This is a genomic window from Fictibacillus nanhaiensis (assembly GCF_036213205.1).
In the GTDB taxonomy this organism is placed as follows: Bacteria; Bacillota; Bacilli; order Bacillales; family Fictibacillaceae; genus Fictibacillus; species Fictibacillus nanhaiensis_E.
Genome location: NZ_JARMFC010000001.1, coordinates 42702 through 55531, shown reverse-complemented (window position 1 = coordinate 55531; position 12830 = coordinate 42702). Strand labels below are relative to the sequence as shown.

The following is a 12830-nucleotide window of genomic DNA, read 5'->3' as shown; positions in this document are numbered from 1 at the left end:
CAATCATTCATTTTTGAAACGGTGATTGTGTTATACAAAAAGAGGCGATAGAAATGAAACGTAAAGGTCCAAAATACGAAAAAATAATTGATGCGGCTGTAAATGTGATAGCAGAACATGGCTACCATCAATCCCAGGTTTCAAAGATAGCGAAAGAAGCAGGTGTCGCTGACGGCACCATCTATCTATATTTTAAAAATAAAGAAGATCTGCTTGTTTCTGTTTTTAATGAGAAAATGGGGACCTTTATCGAAAAAACAGAAAACGAGCTAAAAAGTAACGATTCAGCGATTGAGAAGCTTAGAATTCTTGTTGAGATGCACTTTAAGCAACTGACTGCTGATTTTGAACTATCAATCGTAACTCAGCTAGAGTTAAGACAGACAAACAGGCAACTTCGTGCTAAGATCGGTGAGGTATTAAAGAGATACTTAGATTTAATCGACTCTATCTTAAAGGATGGTATGCATGAAGGAGTTTTTGTTAAAAACATGGATTACAGATTGGCTCGTCAGATGATCTTTGGAACAATTGACGAAACAGCAACAAACTGGGTAATGAACGATCATCGTTATGATCTACCTGCTCTTGCTGGTCCAGTCCATCAGATGCTTGTAAACGGTCTGTCTGTACGGTCTGTAGATCTAGAAGATTGATTTTCAAAAAAGGAGGGAATGCAAAATTGGAATTCTTACAAATCGAAAAACAAAATAAAGTGGCAACGATCAAACTTAATCGTGCGCCAGCTAATGCACTATCAACTGGAGTTATTGAAGAAATCGATATAGCTTTAGATCAGATCGAAAATGATAACTCTGTTAAAGCGGTTGTAATTTTAGGAGAAGGACGATTCTTTTCTGCAGGAGCTGACATTAAAGAGTTTACAGAAGTTCCTGATGAGAAAGGATTTGCAGAGCTTGGGAAAAAAGGACAAGATGTCTTTAACCGAATTGAACAGTTCTCAAAACCGGTAATCGCTGCGATTCATGGAGCTGCGCTCGGTGGAGGACTAGAACTTGCGATGAGCTGCCACATAAGACTTGTAGCAGAAGATGCGAAACTTGGTCTTCCGGAGCTCACACTAGGGCTAGTTCCGGGATTTGCAGGAACTCAAAGACTGCCACAGCTTGTAGGTGTACCGAAAGCTTGCGAGATGCTCCTTTCCAGTAAGCCGATCTCAGGAAAAGATGCTGTCACCTTTGGTTTAGCAAACAGCTCTTATCCAACAGAAGAACTTTTTGAAAAGGCTTACAAAATGGCTGAAGAGTTTACTATGAAGAGTGCTGTCTCCATTAAGTACACTTTAGAGTTATTGCATTATGCGAGACATGGACTCTATGAAAAAGGTGCAGAGAAAGAACAAGAACTATTTGGAAAAGCTTTCAAAAGTTTTGACGGGCAAGAAGGAATCTCAGCATTTATTGAAAAAAGAAAGCCTGAATTTCAGGACCGATAACTAGGAGGGTAACCATGAACATTTATGTAATTTTAAAACGTACTTTTGATACAGAGGAAAAAATTTCTGTTTCAAACAATAAGATTTCTGAAGACAGTGCAGAATTCATTATTAATCCATATGACGAATATGCGATTGAAGAAGCGATCACGTTAAAAGATGCTCATGGTGGTACTGTTACGGTTGTAACGGTTGGAGACGAAGATTCTGAAAAAGAGCTTCGTACAGCACTAGCTATGGGAGCGGACCAAGCGGTTCTAATTTCGAACGAAGATCTGGACAGCCAAGATCAATTCACAACTTCGTCAGTTTTAGCAGCTTACTTTAAAGATAAAGAATATGACATCATCCTAGGTGGAAACGTTGCGATTGATAACGGTACTGGTCAAGTGGGACCACGTCTAGCAGAATTACTAGATATTCCGCATGTAACAACCATCACAAAGATTGAAGTGAACGGAACAACTGTAAACATCGAACGTGATGTTGAAGGAGATCTTGAGAAGATTGAAACATCGCTTCCATTATTGGTGACTGCACAACAAGGATTGAATGAGCCTCGTTATCCTTCGTTACCAGGGATCATGAAAGCAAAGAAAAAGCCTCTTGAAACGTTGGAGTTAGATGATCTTGATATTGATGAAGATGACGTAGAAGCGAAAACAAAAACAGTAGAAGTATACCTTCCACCAAAAAAGGAAGCTGGAAAAATCCTATCAGGTGAAACTCCAGACCAAGTAAAAGAACTTGTATCTCTGTTAAGAAATGAAGCGAAGGTAATATAAGGAGGAGTCATCATGGCAAAAAAAGTTTTAGTACTTGCAGAATCCCGTGACGGTGCGTTACGTAATGTTTCATTTGAAGCAATTGCAGCAGCAAAAGAAATTTCTAGCGGCGGAGAAGTGTTCGCAGTATTATGCGGTGACTCTGTTCAGTCGTTAGCCACTGAGTTAATTCACTATGGAGCTGATCGAGTACTCACAGCAGAAAATGAAAAACTAGCAAACTACACACCAGATGGTTATTTCCAAACATTAAAGCAGATCATTGATGATGAAAGCCCTGAAGCTATCGTGTTTGGACATACATCTTTAGGAAAAGATCTTTCGCCACGACTAGCAGCTCGTCTCGAGTCTGGTCTGATCTCAGATGTTACAGGACTTGAACAAGCTGGTGAAAACACTGTGTTTACTCGTCCAGTTTATTCAGGAAAAGCCTTTGAAAAGAAACTAATCTCTGATGGTCTTGTATTCGTTACGATTCGTCCGAATAATATTGCACCATTAGAGAAAGATGAATCTCGTTCCGGTGATGTTACATCTGTATCTGTTGACATCAAAGACTTAAGAACGATTGTTAAAGAAGTAGTTCGCAAAGCGTCTACAGGCGTAGATTTAGCAGAAGCTAAAATCATTGTTGCCGGTGGTCGAGGTGTGAAATCCGAAGATGGCTTCAAACCTCTTCAAGAACTTGCAGATGTACTTGGTGCAGCTGTAGGAGCTTCTCGTGGTGCTTGTGATGCCGATTATTGTGATTATTCATTGCAGATCGGCCAAACGGGTAAAGTTGTAACACCTGATCTGTACATTGCTTGTGGAATCTCTGGAGCCATTCAGCATCTAGCTGGGATGTCTAACTCTAAAGTAATCGTTGCGATTAACAAGGATCCTGAAGCTAGCATCTTCTCAGTAGCAGACTACGGAATCGTTGGTGACCTGTTTGAAGTTGTTCCATTATTAACGGAAGAGTTTAAAAAAGTATTAGTATAATAGAATGTAAATGAATGAAAACGTCCGTTTTTCTGGACGTTTTTTTCAATTTTTAGAGCGAGGAAGGTTTATGATGACTACAATTGCATTTATTCGTCACGGTGAAACGGATTGGAACATTGAAAAAAGAGCTCAAGGCTGTAAGGATATCCCGCTTAACGACAACGGAAAGTATCAAGCAGAACGTTTAGCAAAAAGATTTGTGGATGAGAATTGGGATGCTATTTATGCCAGTCCACTCCTTAGAGCGTTTAAAACAGCCGAGGCTATTAGTGGAACAACAGGGTTGAACGTTATAGCTGATGCAAGGCTTCGAGAGATCTCGTTCGGTGAAACTGAAGGGACCACAGAAAGCGAACGATTAGAACGTTGGGGAGAAAATTGGATGGAACTTGATTTAGGCAGAGAAACAAATGAAGATGCTGATCTTAGATGGAAAGCAGCGTTAAAAGATATTATTCAAAAGCATAAAGACGAGAAGGTTCTTATCATCACTCATGGAGCATTGCTTGTAAGGATTTTCAAAGACCTTCTTCAAGATGATACTGACCGCTGGTACGGACTTAACAATACGTCTTTTTCGATTTTTAACCTTAAAGCAGAGAACGATTGGACTTGTGAATTATTCAATTGCCAACGACATCTAGAAAAGAGTGCTACTATCTAACGTTTGTCGAATAAAAAACTTGGGTACCATAAAGTTGAGCAAACTATTAGCAACTGTAACATTTGTGAGATATACTTTGTTTACACTTTGTTATTTAAAAGGAGGGCCAAATAAATGGCTATTGTTAATGCATCAGATCAAACATTTAATACAGAAACGAACGAAGGTTTAGTGCTTGCTGACTTTTGGGCACCATGGTGCGGACCTTGTAAAATGATCGCTCCTGTACTTGAAGAAGTAGATCAAGAAATGGAAGAAGTAAAAGTAGTTAAGCTTGATGTTGATGAAAACCAAGAAACAGCGGGTAAATTCGGTGTTATGAGTATTCCAACTCTACTTGTATTCAAAGACGGTCAAGTGGTAGATCAAGTTGTCGGTTTCCAACCGAAAGAAGCTTTAGTTGAGCTATTAAACAAACATAAATAAGCTTTGGAGGAAAAGCCCGTTGCTCGGGCTTTTTTTTATGACTTTTTTACAAGCTATTCAATATTTTCTAGGAAATATTGTCGATAAATGAAAATATGTGGTATTGAAATCATGATAGTATTATGAAAACGTTGATACATGATATGATAGTAGAAAAGACTGCTATGAGTGAAGGGGGGGAAGAAATTGACCTCTATTTCTGTAAAACAAAAACTAATGTTACTTCCAGACCAACCGGGCTGTTATCTAATGAAGAATGAGTTCGGGAAAGTTATTTATGTTGGGAAAGCAAAAGTGTTAAAGAATCGTGTGAAATCTTATTTTTCTGGGACACATGATGGCAAAACACAGAGACTTGTTAGTGAGATTAGAGATTTTGAATACATCGTAACTTCTACTGAGATGGAAGCCTTAGTCCTAGAGATGAATTTAATAAAAAAGCATGACCCTCGTTATAACGTTATGCTTAAAGATGATAAGAGTTATCCATACTTAAAAATTACTGCTGAAAAACAGCCAAGGCTTCTATATATTCGGAAGATAAAAAAAGATGGCGGAAAATATTTTGGTCCGTTTGTGAATGCTTATGCGGCACAAGAAACGAAAAAGCTATTAGACCGTATTTTTCCACTTCGTAAATGTGACACGATGCCTAAACGGGTGTGTTTGTATTATCATATCGGTCAATGTTTAGGTCCTTGTGTATATGATGTGACCGAACAAGAAAACAAGAAAATGGTAGACGGTATCGTAAAATTTTTGAACGGCGGTTATCAGGACGTTAAAAATGAGTTATCAGAAAAGATGCTAGAAGCCTCCGAAGCGTTGAACTTTGAACGCGCAAAAGAACTTCGAGATCAGATTCAGCATATTGAAGCTGTTATGGAAAAACAAAAGATGATGACAGCAGACTTAGTCGATCGAGACGTTTTTGGTTATCATTTCGATAAAGGCTGGATGTGTGTACAAGTCTTTTTTATCAGGCAAGGAAAAGTGATCGCTAGAGATATTTCCGTTTTTCCATTTTATGGAGAAGCGAACGAAGACCTGCTTACCTTTATCGGTCAGTTCTATCTGCAAAAAAATCACCTTCTTCCTAAAGAGATTCTGCTTCCTCAAGAAGTGGATGCTAATCTTGTATCGGAGCTTCTTCAAGTGAAAGTATTGCAACCGAAAAAAGGACAAAAGAAAGAGCTTGTGGAATTAGCAACTAAAAACGCGTCTTTAGCTCTTCACGAGAAATTTGCCCTGATCGAGCAAGATGAGGCGAGAACGGTTAAAGCCGTTGAGAACCTTGGCGAGAGGATTGGGATTGCCGCACCTTATCGGATTGAAGCGTTTGATAATTCAAATATTCATGGAACAGATCCTGTTTCTGCTATGGTTGTTTTTGTTGATGGAAAACCATACAAAAAGGATTACCGGAAATACAAGATTAAATCTGTGGAAGGGCCAGATGATTATGCTTCTATGAAAGAAGTTGTTCGCCGCAGATATACAAGAGTGTTAAGAGAAGAAGGGGAGCTTCCTAGTCTGATTCTAATCGATGGCGGAAAAGGGCAGATATCAGCTGCTCAAGATGTGTTAGAAAACGAGCTTAACTTATTTATACCTGTAGCAGGTCTATCGAAAGATGAAAAGCATAGAACCTCACAGCTTTGGATAGGAGATCCTCCTGAGATGATACATTTGCCTAGAAACAGTCAGGAGTTCTACCTTCTGCAAAGAATTCAAGAAGAAGTTCACAGGTTTGCGATTTCCTTCCATCGAAAGGTTCGCTCTAAAAGCATGTTCGAATCAACTTTAGACAGCATCGCTGGAATCGGAGATAAACGAAAGAAAATGCTTCTTCGACACTTTGGATCATTAAAGAAGTTAAAAGAAGCTTCTGTTGATGAGATTCAAGCTGCAGGAGTACCTAAACCAGTAGCGGAACTTATTGAAAAAGCATTTTTATCAAATGAGTAGTTGCAGCCAAAGAGTAACTTTGTTAAAATAAATCCAACTTTATAAATATGCCATGCTTCGTATGAAGTGATGGTAGAGGAGCAAGAACCAATAGTAACCCATCTGAAGAGAAGAAGCTCTAGTGATGGTGGTGGAAAGGGGATTCTTGCCGAAGTGTAAAAGGACTTCTAGCCTTTTATGCTGGACCTGTATTGAAGAAATACAGAGCTGTCACACAAGTCCCCCCAGGGTTTGTGTGGAGGACTATCTCACGAGGGGGAACAAACTTGGCTTGCTACTTAGAGCAACAATAGGGTTTTTCCTTATTGTTGCTTTTTTGTATTTACTTTCAAAAAAGAAGTCTGAAAGTATACGTGCAAACTAGGTAGACGCGGTCAGTTTAACGTCAATAAAATCTTCTAATAAAAGAGATAGAATCTTACAACAAGAAGGGATTGGAGTATATGGGGAGAATCGTTCAAAAATTTGGTGGAACTAGTGTTGGCTCAGTTGAGCGAATACAGAATGCTGCAAAACGAATCATCCATGAAGTAGATGCAGGAAATGAAGTCGTGGTTGTGGTTTCAGCCATGGGGAAAACAACGGATGAACTTGTAAAGCTTGCTACAGATATTAGTCAGAACCCTTCTAAACGGGAAATGGATATGCTTCTTACAACGGGAGAACAGATTACGATTGCCCTATTGACGATGGCTCTGCATCAAGAAGGATATAAAGCTCAATCATTAACAGGATGGCAAGCGGGCATTCAAACAGAAGATACCTTTTCGAATGCAAGAATACTAGACATCGATTCAAAGCGTATCTCTTCGTTGTTAAACGATGGCCACATCGTGGTTGTTGCTGGCTTTCAAGGCCTTATTCCTGAAACCAAGGATATTGCCACTCTTGGCAGAGGTGGGTCAGACACAACAGCCGTTGCTCTAGCGGCAGCTTTAAAAGCAGATCGATGTGACATCTATACAGATGTGACAGGTGTATATACGACTGATCCCCGTGTAGTGAATTCAGCTAGGAAACTACCTTCGATCTCTTATGATGAGATGTTAGAGATGGCGAACCTTGGTGCAGGTGTTTTACATCCGCGAGCGGTTGAATTTGCGAAAAACTATAATATCACATTAGAAGTACGGTCAAGCATGAGTGAAGAGCGTGGAACATTAGTAGAGGAGGAAGTGTCTATGGAACAAAATTTAATGGTTAGAGGTCTTGCGTTTGAAGGAAACATAACAAAAATTACAGTCTCATCAGTACCTAATGAAATGCACGCATTATCCGAACTATTCACTATTTTAGCTTCGAACGGCATCAATGTAGATATCATTATTCAAAATGTATTAAATGAAGAAAAAACGAATATTTCGTTCTCAATTGAATCAAATTCATTGTCTGCTACACAAGAAGTGCTTGCCGCACATCAAGAAAAATTAGGATTTGAGTCGATCAGTTATGAACAAGGTCTGGCAAAGGTGTCAATCGTTGGTTCAGGCATGATCTCTAATCCTGGCGTAGCTGCTAAAATGTTTAAAGCTCTTTCAGACGAGGAGATTATGATAAAGATGGTGAGCACTTCTGAGATTAAAGTATCTACCGTTGTAAAACAAGAAGATATGATTAAGTCGATTGAAACGCTGCATGATGTATTTGAGTTAGATGCTCGGGTCCCAGTTCAGAACACGTAAGACCAGACATTGAAAAAGCCGGCAATCTGCCGGCTTTTGTTATTCAATCGTATCTTTTTTGTCCCATTGAACAGTAATAAAAACTTTGTTTCGTTTTGTAGATTCTAAAGCTTCTGTTGTGCATTTTTTTTGCAGCTGAACTTGTTCAGCAAGGAAGCCTGCTTCTAGGCTGAACGTTTGATGATTGAAGTTTTCCATTCGCTGCATAATCAGTTGAGAGTTTAAAGAGAAATTCATCTCTGTTTTCGAAGCTTCGATCATTTCAAGAGTGCCCCAGCCTGCTTCAACAAAAAAAGCGTGAACTTCTTCCATCGTATGTAAAGGATATTTTCTAGCTAAGTGTCTTCCTGCCCAATAGAGAATATTTCGTTCTTGTTTGCCAAGAAGTTCAGGTAACAGATCGCTTCGAAGGATCTCATAGCCAAAAGCTGAAACAGAAAGCTGTTCTACAGGGGTGTTTTCTTCCTTTGTCTTTTGTTTAAACATTCTGCATCCCTTCTTTCTAATTTTTATTATAACGGGAAAGCGGTTTAAACTCTATAGCAACTATCGGTATTTGTCGAAAATATTAACCGTCCAAAAGCGTTGATGTATCTAGAAAATTTACGTATTTAGTTGTTAGCGTTTTCTTGACGGTGTCAAACGATGGGAGTAAAATGGACATGTTGCTAGTTAATTAAGCTAATTGTTTAACACTCATCCTCTAAAAGAGGAAACTTAAAACGCTTACATGTGGAGAGGGACTAAGATTAGCAGCCAGAGAGAGGCTAAATTTGAAGGGGGCAAGAGAATGGCTGGCAGTAGAGATTTTATTAACAGAAGGATTCATTCATTATTAGGAGTAATTCCGATCGGGATTTTTCTCGTTCAGCATTTAGTTGTAAACCATTTTGCAACGAGGGATGCTGAAGCATTTAACAAAGCGGCGCATTTTATGGAAAGTTTACCATTTCGTATTTTCCTAGAAACGTTTGTCATCTACTTACCAATTTTGTTTCATGCCGTTTATGGACTTTACATTACGTTCCAAGCAAAAAACAACGTTACCCGCTATGGTTATTACCGCAATATGATGTTCCTCGTTCAGCGTGTAACAGGCGTTATCACACTAGTTTTTATCGCTTGGCATGTATGGGAAACACGTGTACAGGCTGCGTTGGGACAAGAAGTAAACTTTGATATGATGGCAGACATCTTAAGCTCTCCGTTCATGGTTGTCTTCTATCTTGTTGGTGTTTTATCAGCAGTATTCCATTTTTCTAACGGATTATGGTCGTTCTTTGTCAGCTGGGGCCTTACAGTTTCGCCTCGTTCACAGAAAATTTCAACATACGTAACAATGGGTGTATTTGTTGCACTTGCTATTGTTAGCGTAAGAACAATCTTTGCATTCATTTAAAAGGGGTGAGACAAATTGAGTAATCAGAAAATAATTGTTGTTGGCGGAGGTCTCGCCGGTTTAATGGCTACGATTAAAGCAGCTGAAGCTGGTGTGAATGTTGACCTCTTTTCAGTTGTTCCAGTAAAACGTTCGCATTCTGTTTGTGCTCAAGGTGGCATAAACGGTGCTGTAAATACAAAGGGTGAAGGAGATTCACCGTGGGAGCATTTTGATGACTCTGTTTACGGTGGAGACTTCTTAGCTAACCAACCTCCTGTAAAAGCAATGTGTGACGCGGCTCCAGGAATTATTCATTTAATGGACCGTATGGGTGTAATGTTTAACAGAACTCCAGAAGGTCTGCTTGATTTCCGACGCTTTGGAGGAACTCAGCATCACCGTACTGCGTTTGCCGGTGCTACAACAGGTCAGCAGCTTCTTTACGCTCTGGATGAGCAAGTTCGTCGTCATGAAGTTGCAGGACTTGTTACAAAGTATGAAGGTTGGGAGTTCTTATCTGCCATAATTGATGACGAAGGTCAGTGTCGCGGAATCACTGCACAGAACTTGAAGACAATGGAGATTGTCAGCTTTCCTGCTGATGCTGTAATTATGGCTACAGGCGGACCTGGTATTATCTTTGGTAAATCTACTAACTCTGTAATTAACACTGGTGGAGCAGCATCAGCTCTTTATCAGCAAGGTGTTTATTATGCGAACGGTGAGTTCATTCAGATTCACCCTACTGCCATCCCTGGTGATGACAAGCTTCGTTTGATGAGTGAATCAGCGCGTGGTGAAGGTGGACGTGTTTGGACATACAAAGACGGAAAGCCTTGGTACTTCCTAGAAGAGAAATATCCAGCATACGGTAACCTTGTTCCTCGTGACATCGCTACACGTGAGATCTTCCACGTGTGTGTTGATCTGAAGCTTGGAATCAATGGTGAGAACATGGTATACCTTGACCTTTCACATAAAGATCCTAAAGAACTTGATATCAAGCTTGGTGGAATCATTGAGATCTATGAGAAGTTCATGGGTGATGATCCTCGTAAAGTTCCGATGAAAATCTTCCCTGCTGTTCACTATTCTATGGGTGGAATGTGGGTTGATTATGATCAGATGACGAACATTCCTGGTCTCTTTGCAGCTGGTGAGTGTGAATATCAATATCATGGTGCTAATAGATTAGGAGCGAACTCGCTGCTTTCAGCTATTTTTGGTGGTATGGAAGCCGGCCCGTCAGCAGTTAGATATATTAGGGGATTAGAAAAAACAGTTGAGGATGTACCTTCTACTGTATTTGATAACCAAGTGAAAAAAGACCAAGAAGTATACAACAACATTCTTTCCATGGATGGAACTGAAAATGCTTATGTGATCCATAAAGAACTTGGAGAATGGATGACAGACAACGTAACGGTTGTAAGATACAACGATAAGTTAAAACAAACGGATGAAAAGATTCAAGAATTGATGCAGCGTTACAAAAACATCAATATTAATGATACTTCCAAGTGGAGCAATCAAGGTGCTTCATTTACTCGTCAGCTTTGGCACATGCTTCAACTGGCTCGTGTTATTACGCTAGGTGCACTTAATCGTGATGAAAGCCGTGGAGCACATTACAAACCAGATTTCCCTGAACGTAATGATGAGCAATGGTTAAAAACAACAAAAGCGAAATTCAATCCAACAACGAACGGACCAGAATTCGAGTATGAAGAAGTAGATGTTTCGCTTATCCAGCCACGTAAACGTGATTATTCTAAGAAGAAGGCAGGGGTGTAAGAATGAGCACAAAAATGGTGAAATTCGTCATCTCAAGACAGGATAACCCAGAAACTGCCCCATATTTAGAAGAGTTTGAAATTCCTCATCGTCCAAACATGAACGTAATATCTGCTCTTATGGAAATTCGTAGAAACCCTGTTAACTCAAAAGGGGAAGCTACGACTCCCGTTACTTGGGAGATGGGTTGTCTAGAAGAAGTTTGTGGAGCATGTTCAATGGTGATCAATGGAAAGCCAAGGCAATCTTGTACGGCTCTTGTTGATCAATTAGAACAGCCAATTCGTCTTGAACCAATGAAAACATTCCCGGTTGTCCGTGATTTGGCGATCGATAGAAGTAGAATGTTTGATGCACTTAAACGAGTTAAAGCTTGGATTCCAATCGATGGTACTTACGATCTTGGACCAGGTCCACGTATGCCTGAGACTAAGCGTCAGTGGGCATATGAACTTTCAAAATGTATGACTTGCGGTGTTTGTTTAGAAGCATGTCCGAACGTAAATACAAATTCGGACTTTATTGGACCAGCACCTTTATCGCAAGTTCGTCTATTTAACGCTCACCCAACTGGTGAGATGAACAAGGAAGAGCGTTTGAACGCGATCATGGATGACGGTGGTCTTGCAGCATGCGGTAACTCTCAAAACTGCGTGCAGTCTTGTCCTAAGGGTATTCCTTTAACAACGTCAATCGCAGCACTTAACCGTGATACAAGCTTCCAAGCATTTAAGAACTTTTTTGGCAGCGATCGTTAAACGTATAATATAGAGCTTCTCTCATCAGGGAGAAGCTTTTTTAGAACATTTCTGTATATGAAAGGCGGTAAAAGATTTGGCTAGGCAGGATTACATATCAAATATGGATGAGTGGCAGAAGGGATTCTCTTTTTATCACGACTTGCAAGTGCGTTTTGGTGAGATCGACGGATTTGGCCACGTGAACAATACGAATATCTTTACTTATATGGAAGAATCACGGATCGCGATGTTTAAGGAATTGGGTTTGATGACTGACTGGGGTGCTCCAGATTCGGAAGAGATTCCAGTTGTCGCAGACCTTCAATGCGACTATTTGGCCCAGATTATGTACGATGAAAAATTAAAAGTATATGTGAAAATAAATGAAGTAGGTTCATCTTCTATAGACATCCATTACTTAGGCATAAATGAGAAGAAGGTTCCTGTATTTACAGGGAGAGGCGCTATCGTACAGATTTCTAGAAAGAATGGACGCCCTGTAAAGTGGAATGATGAGCTCAATAAACAATTAAAAAACTTTTCCAAAGAAGCCCATGTATGAAAATGGGCTTTTTTTTATTGTTTATCTGTAATATTCTTCATACTTTTTAAATGAACCAAGTCACTCCCATCTGATTCTTTACATACTATATGTTGACTAAATACTTCCAATATTCGTTGGCGGTTCCTAAACCCTAGCAAGGAGGGGTGAATTCATTGAAAGATAAACACTACCGACCGAAGCCTCTACTTACAAAAAGAGAGAGAGAAGTTTTCGAACTACTAGTTCAAGATAAGACCACAAAAGAAATTGCGGAACAATTATTCATTAGTGAGAAAACAGTTCGTAACCATATTTCGAATACCATGCAAAAGCTTGGGGTTAAAGGACGCTCTCAAGCCGTTGTAGAGTTATTGAGGCTTGGAGAACTCGAGATTTAGTCAGA

14 protein-coding genes and 1 riboswitch are annotated in these 12830 nt (G+C 39.7%); of the genes, 13 read left to right on the top strand and 1 reads right to left on the bottom strand.

Annotation, left to right across the window (positions count from 1 at the left end; all coding sequences use genetic code 11):
- Positions 1-53: 53 nt before the first annotated feature.
- The 8 genes from P4V41_RS00255 (at position 54) to P4V41_RS00220 (ending at position 7968) form a co-directional block, all read left to right on the top strand.
- Positions 54-656, top strand: coding sequence for a TetR/AcrR family transcriptional regulator (locus P4V41_RS00255; protein WP_328082857.1), 603 nt, complete (start codon positions 54-56; stop codon positions 654-656).
- 26 nt (positions 657-682) lie between these two features.
- Positions 683-1456 carry an enoyl-CoA hydratase gene (locus tag P4V41_RS00250; RefSeq protein ID WP_328082855.1) on the top strand — a complete coding sequence of 258 codons (774 nt, stop codon included), beginning with the start codon at positions 683-685 and terminating at the stop codon, positions 1454-1456.
- Between the two features lie 14 nt (positions 1457-1470).
- Positions 1471-2241: an electron transfer flavoprotein subunit beta/FixA family protein gene (locus tag P4V41_RS00245; protein ID WP_197193691.1), complete on the top strand. Its 771-nt coding sequence runs from the start codon at positions 1471-1473 to the stop codon at positions 2239-2241.
- Positions 2242-2253: 12 nt separating this feature from the next.
- A complete protein-coding gene (locus tag P4V41_RS00240) occupies positions 2254-3225 on the top strand; it encodes an electron transfer flavoprotein subunit alpha/FixB family protein (protein ID WP_328082853.1) in 972 nt (323 codons plus the stop codon).
- 70 nt (positions 3226-3295) lie between these two features.
- The gene (locus tag P4V41_RS00235; protein WP_328082852.1) at positions 3296-3892 is read left to right on the top strand and encodes a histidine phosphatase family protein; all 597 of its coding nucleotides are present in this window, start codon (positions 3296-3298) and stop codon (positions 3890-3892) included.
- 114 nt (positions 3893-4006) lie between these two features.
- Positions 4007-4318, top strand: a complete 312-nt coding sequence (gene trxA / locus P4V41_RS00230) for a thioredoxin (RefSeq protein ID WP_137788705.1) — start codon at positions 4007-4009, stop codon at positions 4316-4318.
- A gap of 216 nt (positions 4319-4534) precedes the next feature.
- A complete protein-coding gene (uvrC, locus tag P4V41_RS00225) occupies positions 4535-6286 on the top strand; it encodes an excinuclease ABC subunit UvrC (RefSeq protein WP_328083449.1) in 1752 nt (583 codons plus the stop codon).
- Between the two features lie 65 nt (positions 6287-6351).
- A riboswitch (Lysine riboswitch) is annotated at positions 6352-6540 on the top strand.
- 189 nt (positions 6541-6729) lie between these two features.
- A complete protein-coding gene (locus P4V41_RS00220; protein ID WP_328082850.1) occupies positions 6730-7968 on the top strand; it encodes an aspartate kinase in 1239 nt (412 codons plus the stop codon).
- A gap of 39 nt (positions 7969-8007) precedes the next feature.
- Here the strand turns inward: P4V41_RS00220 and P4V41_RS00215 are convergent, their stop codons facing one another.
- On the bottom strand, positions 8008-8454 hold the full coding sequence (locus tag P4V41_RS00215) for a YslB family protein (RefSeq protein WP_328082848.1): 447 nt from the start codon (positions 8452-8454) through the stop codon (positions 8008-8010).
- 304 nt (positions 8455-8758) lie between these two features.
- Between P4V41_RS00215 and P4V41_RS00210 the strand changes: the two genes are divergently transcribed.
- From P4V41_RS00210 to P4V41_RS00190, 5 genes are all read left to right on the top strand, one after another.
- Positions 8759-9367: a succinate dehydrogenase cytochrome b558 subunit gene (locus P4V41_RS00210; RefSeq protein WP_328082846.1), complete on the top strand. Its 609-nt coding sequence runs from the start codon at positions 8759-8761 to the stop codon at positions 9365-9367.
- 15 nt (positions 9368-9382) lie between these two features.
- A complete protein-coding gene (gene sdhA / locus P4V41_RS00205) occupies positions 9383-11143 on the top strand; it encodes a succinate dehydrogenase flavoprotein subunit (protein ID WP_066396656.1) in 1761 nt (586 codons plus the stop codon).
- Between the two features lie 2 nt (positions 11144-11145).
- Positions 11146-11901 (top strand): succinate dehydrogenase iron-sulfur subunit, encoded by a 756-nt coding sequence (sdhB, locus tag P4V41_RS00200; RefSeq protein WP_328082845.1) that lies wholly within the window; start codon positions 11146-11148, stop codon positions 11899-11901.
- 76 nt (positions 11902-11977) lie between these two features.
- Positions 11978-12445, top strand: a complete 468-nt coding sequence (locus tag P4V41_RS00195) for a thioesterase family protein (protein ID WP_328082844.1) — start codon at positions 11978-11980, stop codon at positions 12443-12445.
- A 155-nt stretch (positions 12446-12600) separates the two neighbouring features.
- Positions 12601-12825: a helix-turn-helix domain-containing protein gene (locus tag P4V41_RS00190; protein WP_066243534.1), complete on the top strand. Its 225-nt coding sequence runs from the start codon at positions 12601-12603 to the stop codon at positions 12823-12825.
- Positions 12826-12830 lie beyond the last annotated feature (5 nt).